This is a genomic window from Pseudoalteromonas shioyasakiensis (genome assembly GCF_024518675.1).
In the GTDB taxonomy this organism is placed as follows: Bacteria; Pseudomonadota; Gammaproteobacteria; order Enterobacterales; family Alteromonadaceae; genus Pseudoalteromonas; species Pseudoalteromonas shioyasakiensis_B.
The window spans coordinates 701,047-725,383 of sequence record NZ_JANIGL010000002.1 but is presented as its reverse complement, the minus strand read 5'-3'; the positions used below and the strand labels follow the sequence as shown (position 1 = coordinate 725,383).

Here is a 24,337-nt window from a genome sequence, read left to right as displayed (position 1 = left end):
AATAGAGAACTGCGATGTTACAGCCAATACAGAGTGAGCCGTGCCCACGTTGCGGTTTAGAGGTTAATGTTCGCCAATCCTATTGCCATCACTGCAAAGAGGTCTCTAACTTAGAATCTGTGTTTTTAAGAAGAAATTATAAAAGACAAATTTATAAATTAAATAGAAGGTTAAGGCGAATATTTATGATATTGACGCTGTTAGTTGGGGCAATTGTTGTTTGGCTATTTATAAGATAAAAAGCGCGGTGTTTATACCGCGCTTTTTGAAATGGTGTTTTTTAATAATATCTAACTAACGGCTGAAAGCTACACCCCTAGTGTGATACCACAATCAAGCGAATCGCATCGAGTTTTAACTGGGCTTTTTCAATATGCGTGGTTAATTCACTACGTTGCTTATCGTAAAAAGTGAGCTCTTCTTCACGAATATTAGGGTTAATTTGCTTCAAGGCTGCTAAGCGGGCTTGCTCTTGTGCTAACGACTGTTGCATTTGCTCAAGGACTTCGGTGCGAATAACTTCTAATTTAGCCTGCGCCATCTCTTGTGCTGATTTAATCATTGGGTGAATCGCGCTTTGCAGTGCACCCGCAAGTTTGCTCGCTGTTTGACGACCGACTGCGGACAACTGCTGATTAAAGCCATCAAAGCCGACATTATCACCTAGGTTATTGCTCGCTTTATCAAGCAAGATGCGGATCGGGGTAGGAGGCAAGAAACGGCCAATCTGTAAAGATTTAGGCGCCATCGCTTCAGCTACGAAAATAAGCTCAACAAAGAAAGTACCTGCAGGTAGTTTTTTGTTTTTCAACAGTGCCACAGAGGCGGTACCAAAGTCATCATCGCAAATCATATCGAGCGTGCCTTGCACCATTGGGTGATCCCAGCTGATAAAGTGCACGTCTTCTTGTGAAAGTGCGGTGTCACGGTCAAAAGTAACGGTGATGCCATCATCTTTTAAACTTGGGAACGATGGGTTTAGCATGTGCTCTGTAGGCTTTAAGATAATAGTGTTTTCACCTTTATCTTCTTGGCTTACACCGAATGTATCGAATACGTTGATCATGTAGCTTGGTAATTCGAACTGGTTGTCGAGCTTTTCAATATCAGTGACTAACGAATCTGCAGCCCCTTGGCCTGATGAGTGTAGTTCTAATAGGCGGTCACGACCGTTTTCCATTTGCTTACGCAATGTAGCATTTTGACTGGCAACTTGCTCAAGCAGTGGATCTAGCTCATCTTCATCACAGTTATGAGCGGCAATAAATTCAAGCAAGTCTTCACTGAACTCTTTATACAGTAATTGACCTGTGGTTGAGGTGGTTTCAAACGCATCTAAGCCTTCATTGTACCAACGCAGTAGCACTTCTTGTGCTGTGTCTTCAAAGTATGGCACATGAATGTTCACATCTTGAGTTTGGCCAATGCGGTCTAAGCGTCCAATACGTTGCTCTAATAAGTCAGGGTTAAGTGGTAAATCAAATAATACTAAGTGGTGAGCAAACTGGAAGTTACGGCCTTCTGAGCCAATTTCAGAGCAAAGTAGAATTTGAGCGTTGTCATATTCGTCGGCAAAGAATGCAGCTGCGCGGTCGCGTTCAATAATTGACATGCCTTCGTGGAATACAGAGGCTTTAATCGCTTCACGCTCGCGCAGGATTTGCTCAAGACTAATCGCAGTTTCTGCTTTAGCACAGATTAATAGTACTTTTTCATGTTTAAGCGTTTTAAGTGTTTCAATTAGCCAATCAACACGCGGGTCAAACGCGCCCCAGCTGGCACTTTCGCCTTCGAACTCTTGGAATATTTTTTCTGGGAATAAAGCGCGTTGTGCGCTTAATTCAGCACTTTGAATCCCGCTCATATTACCCAGTACCGAGATTGCCGTTTTATATTGTTTTGGCATAGTCATCGGGTAGGCGTGTAATTTTCTACTTGGGTAACCATCTATGCCGCTGCGGCTATTTCTAAATAAAATACGCCCCGTACCATGACGATCAAGCAGCATAGACAAAATTTCTTTGCGGGCAGCGTCATCACCATTTTGAGCTTGCTCAAGCACAGTGGTGATATCTGTTTCTTTTAGTAACTCAATAAGGGTTGCTTTGGCACTGTCATCAAGTGCTTGATGTTGCAATAACTGGTTAGCAGCTTCAGCCACCTGTTTATAATTACTTTCTTCTTCAACAAATGCATCGTAATCATAAAAACGATCAGGGTCGAGTAATTGTAAGCGAGCAAAATGGCTACGATGACCGAGTTGATCTGGCGTTGCTGTTAATAAAATAAGCCCTGGAATATCTTGGCTAAGCTCAGCCATACGTTGGTATTCAGTACTTGGTTTACCATTATTGATACTTAAATGGTGCGCTTCATCTACGATTAATAAGTCCCAATCGGCAAGTGTTGCTTGTTCAAACCAGCGTTTTTTCTTGGTAATAAACTCAAGACTGGTCAGCACTAACTGCTCTGTTTCAAATACGTTTGGTGAGTCTGCAAAGGCTTCGTCACAACGCTCTTCATCAAAAATAGAAAAATGTAAATTAAAGCGGCGTAGCATTTCAACTAACCACTGATGTTGCAGGTTTTCAGGCACAACAATTAAAACACGGCTGGCACGGCCGCTGATAATTTGTTGGTGCAAGATCATACCCGCTTCGATGGTTTTACCTAAGCCAACCTCATCAGAAAGCAAAACGCGAGGGGCAAAACGTTTACCCACTTCTTGAGCTATGTATAACTGATGAGGAATAAGGCTAGCACGTTGACCAATTAAGCCTTTAATAGGTGATTGTTGGCGTTCAAACTGATGTTGCCACGTTTGGTAACGTAATGTGTACCGATCAAAACGGTCAACTTGACCAGCAAAAAGGCGGTCTTGTGGTTTATTAAACTTGATAAAGTGATCAAGAAAGGTTTCTTTTAATTGTGCTTGTTCACCGTTATCAACACGGGTGCCGTGATAACACAGTAATTCACCTTGTACTTCAATAGATTCGACTTCAAGTTCCCATTCTTCAACGCTTTTGATCACATCGCCAGGATTAAATGCCACGCGAGTAACCGGCGCTTCAGTCATTGAGTAAACGCGGTTTTCGCCACTGGCGGGAAATAATATGCTGACCTGACGGCCTTCAAGGGCAACGACTGTGCCTAATCCTAAATCTGACTCTGTATCACTGATCCAACGCTGACCTAAGGAAAAATTCATGTATGTCTCGTCTATGAAGAAAAAGGCGGCTATGTTACCTGTAACCTAACACCACTGCAAGGCGCTAACTAGCTCACTTTTAATTAATTTTATAACTGTGAATTATTCTTATTAAAGGCTGTGCTTTACAGACTAATTCAAAACAAAAAAAGGTTTGTCATAAAACAGACTTTTACGACATCTAAGCTAAACTTAGATTATACCTTAACAATCAAATTTTACAGGGTGAGTGATCAGCCCGTTTTATTTGATTAGTTTGGTATAGCATAAAAATCATAAAACGTAAGGAAAGTGCTATGGAAAAAGCTTCGAACCTTGATAGTAAAATGTATGTGCTAGATACCAATGTATTACTCCACGAGCCCCTCGCTTATTTATCTTTTCAAGAACATGACGTTGTTATCCCAATGACGGTGTTAGAAGAATTAGACCATATTAAAGACCGTAAACACGACGTTAGCCGTGATGCACGAGTTGCTATACGTGGATTAGATGAGGTACTAAAAGACGCAACCCCAGAGCAAATGTTACAAGGAGTCGCGTTACCGAGTAATAAAAAAGCCAAGGCATCTTCGACAGGTACGTTAATTATTGTAAATGATCATTTATTTGCCGATTCCATCTCTGGTTTACCAGGTAATGAAAATGACCACCGGATCATCAACTGCGCCGTACATTTACAAAAGCAGCATAGTGAAGCCAAAGTCGTTTTGGTGACCAAAGATATCAACATGCGCTTAAAAGCAAAGGGCGCGGGTCTTAAGTTTGTTGAAGACTATCGGACTGACCAACTAATCGATGATATCGCTTTACTGAGTAGCGGTTATAAAAAAATCGAAGGGGATTTTTGGCAACATGTCGGTGAATGTGAAACACAGCAGCAAGGCCGAGATACGTTTCACAAAGTAGCAAAGAGCTTAATACCAGATGTATTTTGTAATGAGTACCTGCTAGATGGTAGTGGTCATTTTGCTGCACGTGTTAAATCTTATGATGATGATAACATTATGCTAAAAGACATGGGGGTTGAACGCTTAATGCATCAATCTGCTTGGGGAGTAAAACCCAAGAATATTTATCAAGGCATGGCGCTTGACGCATTACTTGACCCAAGTATCGAGCTAGTTATTTTAACAGGCCCAGCTGGGTGCGGTAAAACTTTACTTGCACTGGCCAGTGCTCTTGAAATGATCATAGAAAAAGGCATTTACGATAAGGTCATAGTGACCCGTAATACACCTGAAATAGCCGAATCCATAGGTTTTCTTCCTGGCACTGAAGAAGAAAAAATGGCGCCATGGCTTGCTGCAATAACGGATACATTAGAAGTCTTACACAAAGGTGATGAAAACCCAGTATCTAGCCGTAATTATATTATGGAAAAGGCCAATGTGCAGTTTAAGTCAGTTAACTTTATGCGAGGCCGAAGCATTCAAAATGCGGTGGTCATTCTCGATGAAAGCCAGAACTTAACAGCGTCACAGTTAAAAACCATCATCACCCGTTGCGGTGAAGGCACTAAACTTATTTGCTCAGGTAACTTGGCGCAAATAGACAGTAACTACTTAACTCCTGTGACTTCAGGTTTAACCTATATTGTTGAGCGTTTTAAAGATTTTGAAGGCAGTGCAACAGTAAACTTAAACGGCGTGGTGCGCAGTCGTTTAGCCTCCTTTGCCGAGGAAAATTTATAACTTGCGTCAATTTACATGGCTCGATAGTCTAACCCTAGATTATTGAGCCATACAACGGAACATAGGTTGGACTTTTTACCTTTAAAGCATTATTACCGCTCCCTAACGGTTGCACTGATAGTTCCCTTATTAGTTGCTTTTGTGCTTTGCTTGCACCTGTATAATATTAAACTAGAGCGCACAATTACCAAGCATCATGCTGATTTTGATAATCTAGCCGCACAACTGAGTTTTCGAATGGAGGCTGCTGAAAGCTTAGTAAAAACGCTGTTAGCACAGTACGAACAACCTTTGTATTATCACTTTGACCAACAATGGCTGAAGGATGTTAATCAATTTAATGACTATTACTATCGTAAAATCCCTCAGCAAGGGGGGGAGATAGTAGGACAGGGGCGATTTTCTTCTACTCCACAAGCTATTGCTCAATGGCAGCAAGTCATTGCATTAGGGCCTGCTTTTAATACTGCGCTTTCGTTAATCAAATCGCTATCAGCGGTCGCTTACGTTAATGAGCAAGGTTTTGCTTATGTTAAACGCCGCGATGAGACCGCAAGCTTGTTTCTTACGCAAATTTTGGATAATCGGTTCGAACCTAAATTTAGAGGCGACATGCTTGCTTCTAGTAACGTAGTGAAGCTCGAAGGAAAAGATTATTTAGCTCTCGGTCAGCGTCGAAGTGTTACCAGTCGAGATTATGTGATTTTGATTTATGATTTGCAGGCGGTGTCTGCTTGGTTAGAAAAAATATCTTTAGATAGTGGAGAGTATATTTTTGTCACCGATTCACAGCAAGTCATTGCCAGCTCTTCTAGAGCGATTAAAAAATATGCTCAACTCGAACAATACTGGCCCATGTCTATCACAGGTAATACGGGCTTGGATGATGATAGCTTAGTGATTTTTCAATCCCCTGAACGTCAACCTGTGTATGCCGGTTTTTATGAGCCTCAGCAACAGTTGGTATCTCCCATTCGCTATGAAGCTTTTATTGAATTTATTTTTTTAAGCGTATTTTTAATTATGATGTTTAGCGGCGTTTTTTGGTTAAGCCGCCGCATTTTTGTCAAACCTATCACTCACTTAATGGCGTACCTAGAACAGAACGATGAGCAATACTCAGACTCTTTTGATTATCGGATCCCCGTTAATTGGCAGCCTTGGTTTAGTAAAATAAAAAAAGTTTTCAATAAAAATAAAGAGCTAGTAGATTCATTACAGCAGTCTAATCTAGCATTAGATAACCAAGTTAAAGCTAAAACGCGAGAATTAGCACGAAGCTACGAAGCGAAAGAGCGTCATTTAGCTTTGTTAAATACCATGCTAAACAGTGTGCCTGATTTAATATATTTTAAAAATATTGATGGTTCATTTTTAGGTTGTAATCGCGCATTCGAGCAATATATCGGGGTTGAACAAGGTCAATTAGTTGGCTTGCAGTTATGTGATATTAGTGAGGATAGCAGCCATATTGCTGAACTTGAGCGTCAAGTATTGAAAACTCGGACAAAAACTGAGTTGCGAGTAGAAAGGCATGAAAAAATATACCGTCTGACAATTGCGCCATTTTATAATGAGCAAAATCACCTACTCGGTACTATGGGGGTCGGTCGTGATATTACTGTACAGCAAGGTGCTTTAACGGCGTTAAAAGCATCCGAGTCAAAGTTTCGTAGCGCAATAGAATATGCTGCAAACGCAGTTGTACTATTATCGTTAGAGCACACTATTTTGCAGTTAAACAAAGCTGCACGGCATTTGTTCAATATTAATAAGCATGATCACTCGCAGTTATTGAGTTCGTTTTTTTCTATCGCGCAATGGCAAGAAATAGAGTCACTACTTAGCCTATTACTAACAGAAAAAAAGAAGGTATATCATTTAACCTTAGCTCAGCACGAAGCAAGTCGCTGGTGGCAGTTAAGTGTGTCGTTAGTATGGGATGAGCAACAAGCGCCCTATTACTATGTTTTCCACATTCAAGATGTAAGTGCGCTAACTCAAGCTAAACAAAATGCTGAGCGGGCAACACAAGCAAAAAGTCGTTTTATCGCTAACTTAAGCCATGAAATTCGCACACCACTTAACGCGGTAACAGGCTTAATAGATATGATAGCGCAGCAAGGCTTGTCGCCTCAGCAAACGCTTCATGCAGCTCAAGCGAAAGATTCAGCGCAAAATTTATTAACCATGCTTAATCGAATGCTGGATTTTGCTCGTGTAGAGAATAATCAAGTTCAGCTTGAGCTTGTTGACTTTAATATAGTGGAATTGGTTGATAGTTGCGAAAGTCTCTTACTTGGCTTATGCCAACCAAAGGGATTGGCGTTTAATATAGAGGTTGAACCTACAATTTCTTCCTATCTTGTTGGCGACTATATCCGTTTACAGCAGGTGATTGGCAACTTGCTAACTAATGCAGTGAAGTTTACAGAGCGAGGAAGCGTGACACTTAAGCTTGAAAAAGCTTTGCTTGATGACAACGCCTTTCAAACCATTACTTTTCGTATCAAAGATACTGGTGTTGGTATCGAGAAGGCACAGCAGAAACGGTTATTTGACGCTTTCACTCAAGGTGATGAATCATTGACCCGTAAACACCAAGGTGTCGGGTTAGGCTTAGCCATTGTTAAGCATGAACTAAGCTTAATGGGATCTGAAATAAAGCTTAACAGTGGTAAAAATATAGGCAGTGAGTTTTATTTTGATATCACATTTAATACAGCTAGTTACGAAAAAAGAAATGATTTCAGCTGGCAAAATACGCTGGTTGTAACCACTGCGACTGAACAAACACAGCTTATCGACACGATACTTATGGCTGTAGAAAGCCCGCAATTTAAGAGCTTGACCCAGTTAAGTGAGTGCATAGAGAAAGTCGCTGGCTATAATTTAATTGTTAATTATGCTGAACTTGAACAGCTGCTTGCAAGTCAAACCAACAAAGAAGTTTTAGTAAAGCAGCAAACTAAACTTTTTGTTATTAAGGATCGCGATGTCACAGTGACTGAGCACTGCCGTGATTTAAATATTACCTATTTAAAAACGTTTGCTTTGGCGCAGCGGCTATTGAATGAAACAAGCGCTACCAATAAGCAGAACCAGATTATCGACACTCAGCAACCAGCAACCGATTTGAATGGCCTGTTAGTATTAGTCGTTGATGATAATCAGCTTAATTTAGATATTATGACTAATGTGCTAACTCAAGCAGGCATTAACGTGTTAGTTGCTAATGATGCTTTAGCAGGCATAAACTTAGTTGAAAAAATAAAGCCTGACTTGATATTAATGGATATTCAAATGCCAGAAGTTGATGGCCTGCAAGCGGCTCGAATGTTGAGGGAGAAATACACTTCACAACAACTGCCCATTTTTGCTTTAACCGCCCATTGTGAAAAAGAAGATGAGGATCGTTCGTTCGCAGCGGGAATGAATAAGCACCTGACCAAGCCAATTGTTGCGCATATATTATTGCAAGCAATAAGCGAAGCTGAAATTGATGGTTCGGCTTTCTTTGATCAAACTTTTGCATTATCTCAGTTTGCAGGTGATAATGATTTACTGCTAGGTATGCTAAATAAGTTTACTGAAGTATGCGAAACACAGCTTAAACAATTGCAACAAGAGCAACGGCCAGAAAATTTGGAACGCTTAGTGCATAGTATAAAAGGTGTGTCAGGAAACCTTGGTTTTATTAGGCTATCCTTAATTGCACAGCAACTTGAAACTATTTTGCGCAGTTCAGAAAATATAGAGCAGCAACTATTTAACCAGCTTATAATTGAATTAGAGCAAGTCATGGCTTTTATTCAAATACAAGGAACAGCAGATGTTGAAAAAAGCAAAAGTACTGATAGTCGATGATGATCCATTGAATCGACTGGTACTTGAAAAAACGCTAGCCGATGAGCATGACGTTTTTTTAGTCGAAAACGGTGAAAAAGCACTCACGTTTTTAAAAACAACAACCGTTGATTTAATCATCCTTGATATAGTTATGCCTGGCATAAATGGTTACGAAGTATTAGTGCAACTGAAAGAAAACCCAGTAACGCAAACGATCCCAGTTATTTTTATTTCGGCAAACACCAGTCACGATGACGAAGCCAAAGGGTTTGAATTAGGCGCGATGGATTACATCGCTAAGCCATTTAGCACTGTTATTGTAAGAGCTCGGGTTCGCAATCAACTACTAATTAAGCAAAAGAATGATTTGCTTGAAATGCTTGCTTCAATTGATGGCTTGACCGAAATACCGAATAGACGCTACCTTGACGAAAACCTGTCTAGAGAGTGGCGTCGAAGCCGCCGCAGTGGGACTCCATTATCCGTTATTTTAATGGATATAGACCATTTTAAGCGTTACAACGATTGCTATGGCCATCGAGCTGGCGATGACTGTTTAAAACGCGTGGCTCATGCCCTAGTTGGCGCCTGCCAGCGGGGTTGCGATTTTGTTGCCCGTTATGGTGGAGAAGAGTTTGCTGCTGTACTACCTGGTATGGATAAGCAAGAAGCATTGGTGTTTGCCAATAAGCTGCGTGATGCCGTCAACGCGTTAAATATCCCTCATAAAGCGTCACTTAATGCTGAACATGTCACTATTAGCTTAGGTATCGCCACTAGTGAAACCGGTCAAGTATATGCTGAGCAAGTTCTGCTTGAAGAAGCTGATTTAGGTTTGTATCAAGCTAAAGATTCAGGGCGAGATCAAATCGTCGCCCGGACTGTATCTGTATCAAGGTAATTGACTTTATTCACCACTAAGTGATTGATAAATAGTATCGCCAACACCAATTAATTTATCATTTTCAAACACTAAAGGGGTGCATTCATCCTTGGTCATCTTACCATCTGAATGAATACTGTGAGTCGCGTAAAATAGGACTTGGTATACATTGCCATCTTTTTTCAATAACTCGGTGAAATTGGGTGTATGTAGGCGATTTAAAACCATTTGATAGTTGCTATCTAATGCTAAATTAGCAATTATTTCGCGATTGTTTTTATGTTGTTTTTGCCAACTAGTTGATGAATCTCCTGCCCAATGAGTTTCGGCTTCACCATCTGACACTGCAATAACACAACCAGTAAGTAGAGGGGCGCTAAGTGCTGCTACCAACATCAATTTTTTCATTTTATTATTCCTAAGTTCTAATTAATTGTGAAATTATTAGCTTAGTAATAGCAAATAGTTGGCCAGTTTTTTAAATGATTTATAATCAATTGGTTATAAACTATTGAAGTTTTTTGGTTATTAATTTCACTCTGGTTTTAGTGTTAATAACCAAAAAGTTGCAAATTAAACCAACCTGTTACGGCTCTCACCTTGAGCAAACGCTTTTATATTTAAACTTACTTGGCTAACTAAACGGTTGATCGATTCTGCACTCGCCCAGGCTATATGGGGAGTTAAAATTAAGTTATCACCGGAGTAATTCACCAGGGGGTTATCTTCAGCTGCCGGTTCTTTTGTTAATACATCAAACCCAGCACCAGCAATTTGACTTTGGCTTAGCGCGTAAGCTAATTCGGTTTCGTTAACAATCCCGCCACGGGCTGTATTTATTAACACTGCATTTGGTTTCATCAGCAAAAGCTCTGGGGCACTAATTAGATCGCGGCTTTCATCGGTAAGTGGGCAGTGAATACTTATAATGTCTGCTTGTTTAATTGCTTGTGTAAATTCAGTTCTGCCTTCTCGAGGGCTATGACCTTTACGCTCACTAATTACCACATTTGCACCAAATGCTTTGGCTACATCTGCAACAGCTTTACCTAGTGAGCCATAGCCAATTATGACAAATGTTTTACCTGCAATTTCGTTAATTGGGTAATCTAGCCTGCAAAACATCGCGCTTTTTTGCCACATACCTTGTTGACTGTCAATAATGTAGCGGTGGCTGTTGCCTAGCAAATTGGTTATTAAGGCAAAAGTATGTTGTACCACCGACGCCGTCGAGTAGTCGGCTACATTTGTGACAGCAATACCTTGCTCTTTAGCTGCATCGAGGTCGATATTGTTTGTGCCTGTAGCGGCCACGCAGATAAGTTTTAACTGAGGTAGTTGCGCCAGCGTACTTCGATTTAGAATGACTTTATTTGTAATTAACACATGCGCATTTTCGCTATGACAAACAACTTGCTCTGCACTTGTGTGTGTGTAGTGCTTAAAATGACCTAGTTTTTCAAAAGGAGCTAATGAAGTCTTTGCCAGTGTGGCTGAGTCGAGTAGGGTAATGTTCATATACTTCCTTAAATAAAAATTTAAATGCTTGACCTTAGTGTGTACTCTAAGGTTTATACTGGGCATCAGTTAAAAATACACTCATCGGAGAGGATGATGAAAATAGGTGAATTTGCCGCTCAGCTAGGTGTATCTACAGATACCCTAAGGTACTATGAAAAGCATGCTTTGTTAACGCCTTCTCGACGAACGCAGGCGGGGTATCGTGACTACAGTGACGCTGATTTTAAGCAGATGCAGTTTATTTTACGGGCCAAAGGTGTTGGCTTTAGTTTAACTGAAATTAAAGAGTTACTAACTATTAAACTTTATAAGCACCAGCATTCATGCCAAGAGGTGAAAAGTTTAACGATTCAAAAGCGTGATCTGGTCGCTGAGCGCATTGCAGAGCTTATGCGCTTTCACCAATCATTATCAGTATTAGCGGATAAATGTTGTGGCGGTGAAGAGCTTGCTGACAACTGTTCGATTTTAACAACGTTGGAGGATATAGATGGACTTACTGACTAATTTTTGGCAATTATTTTTACTGTCTGCTCCATGGTTAATGCTTGGTTTATTAATAGCTGGGGTTTTGAACGTTTATTTGCCGGCTAACTTCTTAAATAAACACTTAGGTAAAGAAGGCTTTTGGACGACAGTCAAAGCGGCATTAATAGGTGCGCCTATGCCACTGTGTTCATGTGGTGTTATTCCTGCTGCGATAGGGCTGCGCCGCGCGGGTGCATCTAAAAGCGCGACTACAGCGTTTTTAGTATCAACCCCCGAAACTGGCGTTGATTCAGTTTCAGTATCTTATGTTTTGCTTGGCCCATTTATGGCCATTATCAGGCCAATAGCGGCTATTTGTAGCGCCATTGTTGCGGGTGTTTTAGTTGGGCGCGATGCCGTTAAAGGTGGAAAAAAACAAAATGCTGATCAACATACGCCAGCAAGTTGTTGTACAAAAAGTGAAACGTCTCATGTGTCAACATCAGGTTGTGCGAGTAAACAGCCACAACAGATAAGTACATCAAGTTGTTGTGCAACTGATGATGACAAGCAGCAAGAGCCTAAAATTACGTGTTGTGCTAAAACCAATACAGAAACAGTAACTTCAGCATCTTGCTGTGAAAGTGAGCTGCAGGAAAAGCCAACGCAGTGGCAAAAAATACAACAAGCGATTACCTTCAGTTGTAATAAGTTACTGTCTGATACTATGATCTGGCTGGTGATCGGCTTATTTTTTGCGGCCTTAGTGCAAACTTATGTACCAGAGTCGTTTTTAACGCAGTGGGGGAGCGGTATTTTGGCAATGACTGTGGTTATTTTAATTAGCATCCCTATGTATATATGTGCCACAGCATCTACACCAATAGCCGCGGGGTTACTATTAAGTGGTGTTGCGCCAGGTGCAGTACTTGTATTTATGTTAGCTGGACCTGCCACTAATGTAGCTACTTTAGGAGTGGTAGCGAATGAACTTGGCAGGCGGGCAGTGGTGGCCTACTTAACAGGAGTTATTGGTGTTGCCATAGCATTTGGCTTCTTAACAGATTTCTTAGTGGCTGAATTTGGCTTTGTGGTGAGCCCATTATTAGGTGAAGAGCATGAGATACTTCCTTATTGGTTTAGCATGATTTGTGGGCTAGTGCTAATACTGTTAATGCTGCGTTTGCTGCTCATTGATGTTCGGGCAAGGTTTACTGCAACTGGTAAGAGCATTGCATAATGCTCTGTTATTAATTGCTTTTTCTATTATATGACAAACCAAGTTTAATACTCGTCAGTGCGACTTAGTTCGCATTTTAGTTTGCCTGAGTTATAATCGGCAATAGATTATAAACGGTACGTACTTTGCGTGCCGTTTTTTTAACTTTATAGATGCAGTAATGAGTGAATTAGTGGATAAGTACGCCGATATAAGACCTTATAATGACGATGAAGTAGCCGATTCGGTTACGCGCTTAATTAATGACAATGCATTTATTGATGTGTTAGCGAAATATAATTTACCGCGATTTGTTTCCGCTATTCCTTTTTTCTCGCGCTTTTTAGTCAGACGGCAGTTACAAAAAAAATGGGGCGATATAAGCTCAGTTGAACAGGTACAACAAGTCGTAGCTAAATACCTTGGCTTATTAGTTAAACGTACAACTTCAGAAGTAACTTTTTCTGGGCTTGATCAGCTTGACCCTAAGCAGGCATATTTATTTATTTCAAATCATCGCGATATTGTACTTGATCCTGCATTAGTGAATTGGGGTTTGTTTAGCCACAATATGAAAACGGTTCGGATTGCCATTGGTGATAATTTACTGCAAATTCCGTATATCACAGAGTTAATGCGATTAAATAAAAGTTTTATTGTAAAGCGTTCGGCAAAAGCACCGAAAGAAATGCTTAAAGCGCTTTCACAGTTGTCTGCTTACATTTATGACTCACTAACCGAAGGCAATTCAATCTGGATTGCGCAAAAAGAAGGGCGTGCTAAAGATGGTTTCGATCAAACCGACCCCGCTTTATTGAAAATGCTTCAGTTACAAGGGCGCAAGCAGAAGAAAGAATTCGCAGACTATGTTAGAGAGTTAAAAATTGTACCTGTATCTATTTCTTACCAATACGAGCCATGTGCTATAGCGAAAGCGAAAGAGTTGTATCATAAACAGCAGCATGGGCAGTATGTAAAATCGGCAGGTGAAGATATTGCTAGTATTGTTGAAGGCTTCAGTGCTGCTAAAGGGCATGTACATTTAGCCTTTGGTCAACCTATTGAATCAGGCTGTGATTCGCCAGAGCAATTAGCGAAAACAATCGATCAGCAAATAGTTGATTCATTCTTTTTGCATCCAGGAAATTATATTGCTGGTGGTTGTCAGCAAGCGGTTATTGATAAAGCCGATGCTAAAGCGTTCGAACAGCGCATGGCCAATGTGCCACAAGAGCTTAAACCTCTTGTGATGGCTATGTATGCCAAGCCATTTCATCGTAAAGCAGAAATAAACAGCAGTGAGAGTTGTGATTAAAACGTAGCTCAGAGAATTAAGCCGCATTGATAGCGGCTTTTTTTTTGTCTAAAAAACGGGCTATACTCTTTGTATATTGAATCTACCGCGTATTGTTAATGCAACAAATTGAAATATTTGAAATTCCTAGCCCCTGCAAAAGTATTTGCGAAGTAAATAACCGGGGGTATTGCAAAGGTTGCTATCGCAGCCGTGAAGAGCGCTTTGCATGGAATTCATTTACAAACGCGGAAAAAAAGAAGGTGCTTAACCTTTGCCAACAACGCTATAAGCGCTACTTACAAAAGCAACGAACGACCGCTGATAAACCCCAAAACCCAGAGCAAGGCGGATTTGATTTTTAATCAAGTTGGTATTTAGCTCTTAAAAATTGCACAGTACCATTTTCGTTCAGCCTGCGTAATTCAGCTTCTAATTTAGGTATCAATGCTTTATGCCGGGTATGCAAAAAATGAAAGCTTTGGATTGGTGTAAATACTTCTGTTTGAAATTGTGACATGTCAAAACTGGGGTGTTTTGTGTGTAGTATAAAGTCTAATAATATTAAACCGCTGACTTTTTTTTGCGTGAGTAAATTCAACTGTGCTGTCACGCTTTTAACCCGTACTACATTACCAATAAAGGGATTGTTATCTAAATAATCTTGTGCTGCTGGGTAACCTGCTTGTATTGCAATACTGTTTAATTGCTCAAAGCTACAGTGAAGACAATTTTTTAATAAGATTAAATTAAATTCAAACAGCGGAAAGTCTATAAGGTGTAAGTTTTTATACTGCTCAGAAATTGAACTGATACGGCCTAGTTGACCATCTAAAGTGCCATTATTAGCGGCAGCTAATGCGCTTTGGTGATTAAAGTCGATAATATGCATTTTGTAGCCAAGTTTATCATAAGCTATTGACATTAAATCAATAACATACCTTGCTTGAGATGAATCTGCTGGGCGGTTAAACAGTAAATGTTTACTCTTCGCTTCGCCAAAAATGGGAAATAGCAGGGGAACTAGGTAGATTAAAATAAGCAGCTTTTTTAACAAGGTGTTTCCAAAATGGGACGAAAAATCGCCACTAATTTACTGTTAAATTTTATTTAGTGCAAGGGCCGTAGCAGAGTCTTTTACTTACAATAACAAAATGTTTGATATACTTAGAACTAACGTATTGTTCTATAAATAGTTGGAAGTTATGTCATACAACTTATGTTCATTGCCTCGTGAACAAAAATATCAAATTCAACTCGATTATGAAGCGTCATTTTGGGCATACCAAATTAAACGCGGTAAAAATACGCGTGAGAACGTGTACAGCACTATTAATAGTCGCCCAGTTGCGGAGCAAACATTTTTGAAACAACAGTTTGAGCAATATCTTGCCTTAATGCAGGGCTAATGTGTGATCCGTGTAGTTCGTTTAGATCCTATTAAAACGCCATTAGTAAATAAGTTTTACGATAAGCATGGAGCAAGAGGGCGGGCAACTAAACAAGATGATGTTTGGGTTGTTTATTCTGCTGCTGAGATTATTGCGGCGTGTCGCATTCAGAACCGTGATGAGCATTTGTTTTTATCGACTTTATTTGTCGATTCTAATTGGCGGGCTCAGGGGATTGCAAAAAGGTTATTGCTAGCCTTGATAGCTGAGCAGCAAAAGGTGATTTTTACTTTTGCATACCAAAGTTTAATTGATTTTTATCGCTCAATTGGGTTTAACTTTGTGTTAACATTACCACCACCTATATCGACACTACTTAAAGTGTATCAGCAGCGTAATGTCGTCGCTTTACAGTGTCAGCCTAAATAACATGTAATAAGAATTGGGATAATAAATGGGTACCTGGTTAAGAATTTTAATTTTTACGGTGATCGCCAGCTGCATTGTTATAACTGATCAGGCAATTGCTAAGGTTAAACGTTTATCTCCCAGTGAAGGGCTCTCTCAAAGCTACGTAAGCAAAATGCTCATTGATAATAATGGCTATCTTTGGCTAGCTACGGAAGGCGGTTTAAATCGTTATGATGGTTACCAAGTACTGCATATTGCAGGTCCTAATGGCGAACTCGATGAAGTTATCATTGATCGAATATATCAAGATCCTGAAGGTTACATTTGGATAGCCTCTTTATTAGCGGGTTTGTTTCGCTATGATCCGGTAACCGATAGCTATCAACAATATTTATCAAAACCCCTCAGTGAAGAACAAATATTAAGCCAATCAGTGTTCAGTATGATTGCCGCTGACGATAAAACATTATGGATTGGCAGAGGCTGGGATTTTGCTCGCCTTGATTTAGCCACTGGCACAATCGAAACTATATTTGAACTACCAGAGCGAACTCGAAGTACAGTTATTAGAGATTTGTTTTATCATCAAGGTTATATTTTTATCGCCACGAGTAGCGGCGCCTACGTTTATCATATTAGCACAGGGCAATATCGCCCGCTTGAACACCTTAGCAGTGAGCCTGAGCACATCTATCAAAACTATATAAAGTCATTTGCTTTAGGTGAAAATAATAAACTTTTAGTCGGCGCTGTACGCGGTTTATACGAGGTTGATATTAGTGATTTACCGAGTATGTTTGAACGACCTGATACCCCTTTTAAAAATACGACATTATTGCCTGATCTTAATATTTGGAAAATTATTAACGAACAAGGAATATATGACTTAGGCACAGATAAAGGGCTGTTTAAATATAATGCAAAGACCGGCGAGTTGATCAAAAACACACGAATTCAGCAAAGTGAGTATACCCTTTCAGATACGAGTATTATTGATATTGTTAAAGATAAAAATGGCGCAATGTGGACTGCCACTAAAAGTGATGGCGCTTTTTACTTACCGCTAGATAATTATCATTTTGAGAATCTTGATGAGAGTAAAATTAAAGGCGATGGACTATCTCACCCGTCAATTTGGAGTATCACTGAATTTGAGGGGCGTGTATGGTTAGCAACGCATAATGGTTTAACCGCTGTTGATTTAACAACACTAGAAAGTGAGGTCTTTTTAAAAGACTATCAGGTCGATTTATTTACTACTGAATTTAGTATCTACAAAGTAACACCTTATAAAGATAAGTTGTGGTTACATACAAACCGAGGTGTTTTTAGTTTTGACCCACATAGTTATGAAATATTGCCTGCTAAAACGCAAGATTCAAGTCAACAGCATTTAATTGATGGCTGGGTACATGGCTCGGTGTTAATGCCCAATGGACAGCTGTTTTATGTTCATCCTGAACATGGCATGTTTATTTATAATATCGATACACAAACGATTACTCCCTTAGTTGGTGAGTTTGAAAACTTTGAACCTTTTTTAGCGTATGGCTTTTTGCCTCCTATTTCGACTCGGCCAAAATCCCCACTATTTTATAATGCGGGAGTACTTTATCATGTTGATCCAGATACTTACGCATTATCAAAAATTTACACTGTTCCCGAACAGCACGAAAATGTAGCCGTTAATGTTATGTCTTATATTGTTGATAAAAACAATGTGTTATGGATTTCATTATCTAATTTTGGATTAATCGGACTCGATGCTACAAACTATAAACTGCTACACACGATTGACTTAGATAAAAATAAATTAGGTACGCTACTGTATGATATGGTGCTTGATGAGTTTGGGATGATTTGGATGAGTAGCCACAAAGGTATCTGGCGCTTAAATCCTGAGAATAAACATTTTCAACAATTTACTACCTCCGAAGGCGTGGTGTCGACTGAGTTTAATAGTGGTGCTTTTACCCGCTTAAAAACAGGGCAAATTGTATACGGAACACTTAAAGGGCTGACATACTTTTATCCCAAAGATAATACGCCTGAGCATGCGCTCATTGAACACGTGAACGTTACCAGTGTTGATGTTATGTCTCGGGAGTTAGCCGTTGATTTAAAGCAACCCATAAAAAAAGTGGTATTAGAGCATGATGATATTGGGCTTGAAGTTGCTTTCTCAGCAATGGCTTTTAATTATCAAGAGCGAATTATCTATGAATACCAGTTATCTGACGGACAAAAATCATATACCCGAAATAACAACCGAGTATTATTTCCTAAGCTCAACCCAGGTGAATATCAATTAAAAATTTGGGCTAAAGATCCACTCACGGGAGATTATACCCACCCTGCAACATTGGACATCGAGGTGAAATATCCATTATGGCGTTCGCCTATGTTTATAGCACTTTATGCCGTGCTGTTGGTTGTAATTGTGACTGCATGGGTTATGCGCCGCAATCGAATTCAGCAAATTCTCATGCTTGCGCACAGAGAAAGCCAAGAAAGTGAAGCGAGGTTAAAGTTAGCGCTTGAAGGGAGTCAGTCAGGCGTGTGGGATTGGCAGTCATCAAGCCCTATTATCTATCAGCCACGCTTAAAAGATGAATTAGGCTACAATGTTGACGCGGTAAATTTAGATGATTACTTGATGAAAATCCATCCACAAGATAAACAAAAATTTCGTCTTGAATGGTTAGAGTTTTTATCAACAGATAAAGGGTATTTTAATTGCACTTATCGTTTACGCCATAAAGCAGGTAATTGGCGTTGGTATAAAGACTTTGGCAAGGTCGTCGCTTGGCAGGGAAGTACGCCAGATAAAGTTGCGGGTACTTACACAAATATGACTCGCGAACTGGTTTTTGAAGAGCACGCCCGTTTGTTTGGTGCCGCATTTGAGCAAACACGTGATTGGGTGTTTATACTGGATAAAAATTTACGGATTTTAGCGACCAATCAATCACTGCAAACGGCGTTTAACTTTTCTGCAGAGTTTCACTCAAGTCGTTCATTGAAGCTTGGTATGAGCCGTACTGCTCGAATCAACTACTTACGGATAATGAGAGAACAACAAGTGGGCGAGCATTATAGTGCAGAAGATAGTGTGCGTTTAGCAAATGGTGAACTACGCCATGTACTTATTAAAATAAGTGCTGTAGCGGGCAATGATAACCGCCTTGAGAGTTATGTCGTTATTTTAACTGATATTCATGCACAAAAAATGGCTGAAAACGAACTGTTTTTATTAGCCAACTATGATGGTCTTACCGGGCTACCTAATAGAACTTTATTTAATGACCGTGTACTTCACGCCCTAGAGCAAGCAAAGTCACACCATAGTAAGGTTGCCCTGTTAAATATCAATATAAAGCGGTTTAAGCACTTTAATGACTCACTCGGTCATGAAGCGGCAGATATTATTATTAAGATGGTAGCCAAGCGTATTAAGTCACGGTTACGCAGTAATGACAGTATTGCCCGGTTTAATGGTGACGAATTTATGTTACTTGTTGAAGATGTAGAACAGATTGAAGAAGTTGTACTGCTATGTGCAAAAATAATGAATAGTGTTGCTGAAGGTATTGTTTTAACAGAGCAAACAGTTAGTGTGAACCTAAGTATAGGTGTAGCCATGTACCCTTATGATGCACAGACAAGTAAGAATTTACTTAAAGCCGCCGATGTGGCTTTGTATCATGCTAAAAAAAGTGCAGAAGGGTGTTACCAGTTTTATAAGCAAGAGATGAATTTACATGTGCAAAGAGCTTTGCACCTAGAGTCTCAAATAACGAAAGCATATAAAGAACATAAGTTTTGTAATCATTATCAGCCGATTGTTAATGCTGACCAGCAGAAAGTTGAGGGATTTGAAGTGTTATTACGCTGGCCTGACAACACAGAAAATAGCACACAAGAGTTTTCTCTTGTGGCTGAAAGCATGGGATTGATCACTAAAATTATGCTACAAACCTTGTCTCGCGCATTAATTGAGTTGAAACAATGGCAATTAATCAACCCTAACTTGTATGTATCAATCAACCTATCAGCATTAGATTTTGAATACCAAGGTTTAGTGGAAGAAATAAATACGGCGTTACGTAGTGCCAATGTGAGTCCTGATACTGTGGTGTTTGAGATCACGGAATCTATGCTTATGAATGAGTCCGAGTACGCGCTAAAAAGCATGCAGAGATTAAAGCAACTAGGTTGTCGATTATACATGGACGATTTTGGCACTGGTTATGCGTCATTAACTTACTTAAAACGTTTTCCAATTGATGTTTTAAAAATAGATCGCAGCTTTGTCAACGATATTGGTATAGATAGTGGTGATGAAGCTATTATTGAATCAACGATGGCACTTGCCAACAGCTTAGGTAAGGCGTGTGTTGCTGAAGGTGTTGAAACCATAGCGCAATTGAGGTTTTTGCGTGAGCTGGGTTGTAATATGTTCCAAGGTTATCTGTTTAGTAAACCAGTCCCTGGGGATGACGTAACGGCGTTATTGGATCAGGATTGGAGCACAGTTTTAAAAATAGATTAGCTTATCAATGTAAGATTAACGCTATAGTAAAATTTTTATAGCGTTAACAACGATTTATTATGTACCTATAACCTAGTCTTGTCTTGCACCACAGTGGCGGCAATACATGTACTGAGTGCGAGCATTTAACTGTTCTTTGATTATTTTATTCGCTTCTTGTTTGTTTAATCCCAGTTTAATGCGCAGTGTTTCTAGGTGTTCAATTTGTTCATTATCTAATTTTCCGTTATGGAGCCTTTCATGGACCGCATCATTAAAATGAAGGCGGCGTTTACGTAATTGCTCTGAAAAACTAGAGGCTAATAGGCCGGTAGGAATGGCCACCATACCCATGCTCAATAAGGTAATTACTCCACCAAAAAAGCGTCCCAGAGGCGTGACAGGCACCACATCACCATAACCTACGGTTGTTAGTGTTGCCATGGCCCACCACATCGCAGCGGGAATAGAGCCAAACTTATCAGGCTGAATATCATGCTCAATTAGGTAAATACCGCAAGAAGCTAAAATAAGTACCACGGCCATGATAAAAAAGGCGGCCATTAGAGAGCTGCTTTCATCACGAAACGACTGTAATAACAGCTGCATTGCGCGGGAGTAACGGGTCAACTTGAATACGCGTAGCAACCTGAATACTCTTAAGAAGCGTAAATCGAATGCGATAAAGAACATTAATAGGGTTGGTAAAATCGCAAGTAAATCTATTAGGGCTAACGGCGAAAATATAAATTTAATTCGCCGTTTAAAGTTACTTGTTGCCATGCTTTTATATTCAGTACGGTCAACACAAGACCAAAGCCGAAGTCCATATTCAATAGCAAAGATACTTACTGAGACAATTTCTAGCATGAGAAATTCATAGGTGTATGTTTGTGCTAGGTTTACTATGGACTCAAGGACAATTGCAATTACATTAATCATAATTAATGTAATTAAAAAAATGTCTAGTATGTGTCCGGCTTTGGTGTATTCGCCATTACCCTCAAGCAAAAGGGCTGTGCGTTTTCTTAAAGTGTTCAAATTTGTATCCGTATTTAATCTATTTAGTTAATGCTATGTAGTTAATTCCAGCAGCATATTGATGCTACCTTCTTCAAAATCGCGGCTAATTTTAAAGCCTAGCTTGCGAGCAAGCTCGATCATACCGGTATTTTCAGGTAAGGTGATCCCTTCAATAAATTGCACCCCTTGGCTTTGGCAGTATTCAATAGCAGCACGCATTAGCATACTACCGAGTCCTAACCCTTGGCAGTTAGAACGTACAACTATTGCAAATTCAGCGCGAGTTTTATCAGGATCCATCAGTACTCTTGATACGCCTAAAGTAAGTTGCTGTTCGTTTTGCTGTTGCGTCACTATAAAAGCCATTTCACGGTCATAATCAATTTGCGTCATTTTTGCGAGTTGATCATGATTAAATTGCGGTAGCTCGCCAAAAAAACGTTTATAGCGATCTTCTTTGGTTAGTGACTGATCAAATGCTTGATGGGCTTGTTCATCTTCAGGTTTTATAGGCCGTAAAATTGCGTGGCTAGCATCTTTTAACGTTACGCTTTTTACCAGTTCGATAGGGTAAGGGCGTATCGATAAACGTTTGCGGTGACTTTGTATTTGGTAGCGATTTAAAGTCATGGTTGCATCTAGCACTAAAAATTGCCCATTGCTCGCTAGAATAGGGTTTAGCTCTACAGAAGTAATATCAGGTTGATCAATCACAAGTTGTGATACGCGAGTTAGCAAAGCGCATAATCGATATTTATCTACTTTTTCTGGCAGGATACGATCTTTTAGTACCCCTTTGTCGTGCGCTGCGGCAATTAAGTATTTTGCTAAGTTCATATTTAGCGGTGGTAAAGCGACGGCGGCTTGGCCAAACTCTAATCCAGTTCCTGCTTCACCAATTAAAATCACTGGGCCAAAGTTAGGCTCAGTTTTAATTGCGATACGCAGTTCATTTGCCCCCGCACGCGGTGCCATTTTTTGTAACGAGAAGCCTTCAATAATCGCATCAGGGTAAGTGTTCTTAATTCGTAGCAGCATGGCGAATGCTGTTTGTTCAACCTCTTGAGCATCATTAAGATTTAATACAACCCCCCCGACTTCTGATTTAGATGGAATGCTTGGGCTTATTAATTTTAGCGCTACAGGAAACCCAAGTTCAATAGCTTGCTCTTTTGCTTCGGTAGGAGTGAAAGCAACCTCAGTTTGAATACACTCAATGCCATAATGAGTAAGTACTTGGCTGGCTTGATGAGTTGAAAGGTAGCTTTGTTCATCGTTTAAAAACTCATTAACGAGAGTTTTAGCGGCTTGTTTATTGATTTGAGCATCATCAGTATTGGATTCAGGTGTTTGGGTCAGGTGCTTTTGGTTGCGTCGATAAATAACTAAATGCATAAAAGCTCTGACCGCTCCTTCAGGTGTGCGGTAAGTTGGAATTGCAAAGTTGCTGCAGAGTTTTCTGGCTGCGTAGGCTGCATCTTCCCCCATAAAATTAGTGATCACATAAGGACGAGCCATTTTGGGCAGCTTATTTAATGTCTGCGCAATAATTTGCGCATACTCTTCACTGGGTGCTATCGCTGAAGGAGTGTGAATAATTAATAAGTTTTTTACTTCTTTAGCATGCAGCAATATTTCCAGTGCTTGTTTATAACGGGCTGGGGATGAATCGCCAAAGATATCAACCGGATTAGAAGTCATATCGGATTGCGGAATAACTTTATTGAGTGCGATACGCGTTTCTTCACTAAGCTGCGCTAACTTTCCCGAGCTTTGCAATAAGCTATCGACAGCCATTACACCAGGGCCGCCTCCATTCGTTAAGATAGTAAGTTGCTCAACTTGTAATAACTTTGGGTGCATCGCTAATGTTTGCGTCGCGGCAAAGAGCTCTGTTAAGTCGCTTACTCTTAGCATACCGGCGCGTTGGAATAGGGCATCGTAAACGGCATCTGAACTTTGTTTTCCACCGGTATGAATTTCTGCGGCAAGTGCCCCAGCAGTGGTTTTGCCGGTTTTTATTGCAATAACTGGTTTACTAAATGCGGCAGCACGAGCTGCTGAGATAAAGCTGCGAATGTTTTCTATATTGTCTATATACAATAAAATGGCTTTGGTTTTTGCGTCTCTGCCTAAAAAATCTAACAATTCAGCAAAATCGATATCTAAACAATCACCGACTGAAACAAAATATGAAAAGCCAATTTCTTTGTTTTTTGCCCAATCTAATATAGTTGAACATACTGCAGCAGATTGAGAGACAAAGGCTATTTTACCGGGAGTTGTAACTGTGTGTGAAAAGCTCGCATTTAAGCCAATATGAGGAATTAATAACCCGAGGCAATTTGGTCCAAGTAATGAGACGTTGGCATTTTTAGCAGCCTCTTGCAATGCTTGCTTTTGCTCTATACTCAATCCCGCCGCGATGACTACCGCATTTTTACAACCAAACTCACCAAGCTCTTTAATAATTGCTGTCACGGTATGTTTATTGGTACAAATAACAGCTAAATCCGGTACTTTAGGTAATGCTGCAATAGAAGCGTAAGCTAATACACCGTGGACCGCTTTGTGATTCGGACTGACTGGCATAATAGGGCCCTTGAAACCACCCTGAAGTAAATTTCGCATAACGATAAAACCCGCACGAGACGCATTATTCGATGCGCCTATAACGGCAACCGAGGTGGGGTTAAAAAATTGGCTGATGCGCTTTACACTCATAGCTTTTCCTTCGCTGTAAAGGGGCGGTTAAGGTTAATCACTTAAACTCTATCATTTAAAATTCAATGTAACACTGTTTAGTGCTATTTTTCGAGTACTTATAGTCGAACGATATCAA

At 40.0% G+C, this 24,337-nt stretch carries 16 protein-coding genes; 10 read left to right on the top strand and 6 right to left on the bottom strand.

Features of this window, described 5'->3' with window-relative positions; genetic code table 11:
* Nucleotides 1-316: 316 nt before the first annotated feature.
* Nucleotides 317-3,211: an RNA polymerase-associated protein RapA gene (gene rapA, locus NQT69_RS09160; protein ID WP_256827352.1), complete on the bottom strand. Its 2,895-nt coding sequence runs from the start codon at nucleotides 3,209-3,211 to the stop codon at nucleotides 317-319.
* Between the two features lie 296 nt (nucleotides 3,212-3,507).
* Between rapA and NQT69_RS09155 the strand changes: the two genes are divergently transcribed.
* The 3 genes from NQT69_RS09155 to NQT69_RS09145 all read left to right on the top strand — a co-directional run bounded on the left by NQT69_RS09155 (nucleotide 3,508) and on the right by NQT69_RS09145 (nucleotide 9,655).
* Complete coding sequence (locus tag NQT69_RS09155; RefSeq protein ID WP_256827351.1) at nucleotides 3,508-4,905, top strand: PhoH family protein; 1,398 nt, start codon at nucleotides 3,508-3,510, stop codon at nucleotides 4,903-4,905.
* Nucleotides 4,906-4,971: 66 nt separating this feature from the next.
* Entirely contained in the window at nucleotides 4,972-8,772 is a 3,801-nt protein-coding gene (locus NQT69_RS09150; protein WP_256827350.1) for a hybrid sensor histidine kinase/response regulator, read from the top strand.
* Nucleotides 8,738-9,655 carry a diguanylate cyclase gene (locus NQT69_RS09145; RefSeq protein ID WP_256827349.1) on the top strand — a complete coding sequence of 306 codons (918 nt, stop codon included), beginning with the start codon at nucleotides 8,738-8,740 and terminating at the stop codon, nucleotides 9,653-9,655. Before NQT69_RS09150 ends, NQT69_RS09145 begins: the two co-directional genes overlap by 35 nt.
* 6 nt (nucleotides 9,656-9,661) lie before the next feature.
* On the opposite strand, the gene NQT69_RS09140 is transcribed toward NQT69_RS09145, so the two are convergent.
* The gene (locus NQT69_RS09140) at nucleotides 9,662-10,045 is read right to left on the bottom strand and encodes a DUF3192 domain-containing protein (protein ID WP_256827348.1); all 384 of its coding nucleotides are present in this window, start codon (nucleotides 10,043-10,045) and stop codon (nucleotides 9,662-9,664) included.
* Nucleotides 10,046-10,210: 165 nt separating this feature from the next.
* Complete coding sequence (locus tag NQT69_RS09135) at nucleotides 10,211-11,155, bottom strand: D-2-hydroxyacid dehydrogenase (RefSeq protein WP_256827347.1); 945 nt, start codon at nucleotides 11,153-11,155, stop codon at nucleotides 10,211-10,213.
* Nucleotides 11,156-11,251: 96 nt separating this feature from the next.
* On the opposite strand from NQT69_RS09135, the gene zntR reads away from it, so the two are divergent.
* The 4 genes from zntR (at nucleotide 11,252) to NQT69_RS09115 (ending at nucleotide 14,504) form a co-directional block, all read left to right on the top strand.
* Nucleotides 11,252-11,665 carry a Zn(2+)-responsive transcriptional regulator gene (gene zntR / locus NQT69_RS09130; RefSeq protein ID WP_256827442.1) on the top strand — a complete coding sequence of 138 codons (414 nt, stop codon included), beginning with the start codon at nucleotides 11,252-11,254 and terminating at the stop codon, nucleotides 11,663-11,665.
* Nucleotides 11,649-12,866: an SO_0444 family Cu/Zn efflux transporter gene (locus tag NQT69_RS09125; protein ID WP_256827346.1), complete on the top strand. Its 1,218-nt coding sequence runs from the start codon at nucleotides 11,649-11,651 to the stop codon at nucleotides 12,864-12,866. Before zntR ends, NQT69_RS09125 begins: the two co-directional genes overlap by 17 nt.
* A 160-nt stretch (nucleotides 12,867-13,026) precedes the next feature.
* Complete coding sequence (locus NQT69_RS09120) at nucleotides 13,027-14,160, top strand: lysophospholipid acyltransferase family protein (protein WP_256827345.1); 1,134 nt, start codon at nucleotides 13,027-13,029, stop codon at nucleotides 14,158-14,160.
* A gap of 98 nt (nucleotides 14,161-14,258) precedes the next feature.
* Nucleotides 14,259-14,504: a DUF1289 domain-containing protein gene (locus tag NQT69_RS09115; RefSeq protein WP_256827344.1), complete on the top strand. Its 246-nt coding sequence runs from the start codon at nucleotides 14,259-14,261 to the stop codon at nucleotides 14,502-14,504.
* Here the strand turns inward: NQT69_RS09115 and NQT69_RS09110 are convergent.
* The gene (locus NQT69_RS09110; protein ID WP_256827343.1) at nucleotides 14,501-15,196 is read right to left on the bottom strand and encodes a transporter substrate-binding domain-containing protein; all 696 of its coding nucleotides are present in this window, start codon (nucleotides 15,194-15,196) and stop codon (nucleotides 14,501-14,503) included. The two genes, NQT69_RS09115 and NQT69_RS09110, sit on opposite strands and share 4 nt — an antisense overlap.
* 148 nt (nucleotides 15,197-15,344) lie before the next feature.
* On the opposite strand from NQT69_RS09110, the gene NQT69_RS09105 reads away from it, so the two are divergent.
* The 3 genes from NQT69_RS09105 to NQT69_RS09095 are packed head-to-tail and all read left to right on the top strand — an operon-like array spanning nucleotide 15,345 to nucleotide 20,493.
* Nucleotides 15,345-15,548, top strand: coding sequence for a DUF3283 family protein (locus NQT69_RS09105; protein ID WP_256827342.1), 204 nt, complete (start codon nucleotides 15,345-15,347; stop codon nucleotides 15,546-15,548).
* A gap of 3 nt (nucleotides 15,549-15,551) precedes the next feature.
* Complete coding sequence (locus NQT69_RS09100; RefSeq protein WP_256827341.1) at nucleotides 15,552-15,959, top strand: GNAT family N-acetyltransferase; 408 nt, start codon at nucleotides 15,552-15,554, stop codon at nucleotides 15,957-15,959.
* A 25-nt stretch (nucleotides 15,960-15,984) separates the two neighbouring features.
* A complete protein-coding gene (locus NQT69_RS09095; RefSeq protein WP_256827340.1) occupies nucleotides 15,985-20,493 on the top strand; it encodes an EAL domain-containing protein in 4,509 nt (1,502 codons plus the stop codon).
* 72 nt (nucleotides 20,494-20,565) lie between these two features.
* On the opposite strand, the gene NQT69_RS09090 is transcribed toward NQT69_RS09095, so the two are convergent.
* Entirely contained in the window at nucleotides 20,566-21,513 is a 948-nt protein-coding gene (locus NQT69_RS09090; RefSeq protein ID WP_256827339.1) for an ion transporter, read from the bottom strand.
* Between the two features lie 33 nt (nucleotides 21,514-21,546).
* Nucleotides 21,547-24,219, bottom strand: a complete 2,673-nt coding sequence (locus NQT69_RS09085) for a bifunctional acetate--CoA ligase family protein/GNAT family N-acetyltransferase (RefSeq protein ID WP_256827338.1) — start codon at nucleotides 24,217-24,219, stop codon at nucleotides 21,547-21,549.
* Nucleotides 24,220-24,337: the final 118 nt, after the last annotated feature.

What these genes read in the sequence shown, in the direction of transcription:
- NQT69_RS09095 (WP_256827340.1), top strand. Translation starts at nt 15,985, where the DNA reads ATGGGTACCTGGTTAAGAATTTTAATTTTTACGGTGATCGCCAGCTGC.
- rapA (WP_256827352.1), bottom strand. Translation starts at nt 3,211, where the DNA reads ATGAATTTTTCCTTAGGTCAGCGTTGGATCAGTGATACAGAGTCAGAT.
- NQT69_RS09105 (WP_256827342.1), top strand. Translation starts at nt 15,345, where the DNA reads ATGTCATACAACTTATGTTCATTGCCTCGTGAACAAAAATATCAAATT.
- NQT69_RS09145 (WP_256827349.1), top strand. Translation starts at nt 8,738, where the DNA reads ATGTTGAAAAAAGCAAAAGTACTGATAGTCGATGATGATCCATTGAAT.
- NQT69_RS09115 (WP_256827344.1), top strand. Translation starts at nt 14,259, where the DNA reads ATGCAACAAATTGAAATATTTGAAATTCCTAGCCCCTGCAAAAGTATT.
- zntR (WP_256827442.1), top strand. Translation starts at nt 11,252, where the DNA reads ATGAAAATAGGTGAATTTGCCGCTCAGCTAGGTGTATCTACAGATACC.
- NQT69_RS09125 (WP_256827346.1), top strand. Translation starts at nt 11,649, where the DNA reads ATGGACTTACTGACTAATTTTTGGCAATTATTTTTACTGTCTGCTCCA.
- NQT69_RS09085 (WP_256827338.1), bottom strand. Translation starts at nt 24,219, where the DNA reads ATGAGTGTAAAGCGCATCAGCCAATTTTTTAACCCCACCTCGGTTGCC.
- NQT69_RS09135 (WP_256827347.1), bottom strand. Translation starts at nt 11,155, where the DNA reads ATGAACATTACCCTACTCGACTCAGCCACACTGGCAAAGACTTCATTA.
- NQT69_RS09140 (WP_256827348.1), bottom strand. Translation starts at nt 10,045, where the DNA reads ATGAAAAAATTGATGTTGGTAGCAGCACTTAGCGCCCCTCTACTTACT.
- NQT69_RS09155 (WP_256827351.1), top strand. Translation starts at nt 3,508, where the DNA reads ATGGAAAAAGCTTCGAACCTTGATAGTAAAATGTATGTGCTAGATACC.
- NQT69_RS09120 (WP_256827345.1), top strand. Translation starts at nt 13,027, where the DNA reads ATGAGTGAATTAGTGGATAAGTACGCCGATATAAGACCTTATAATGAC.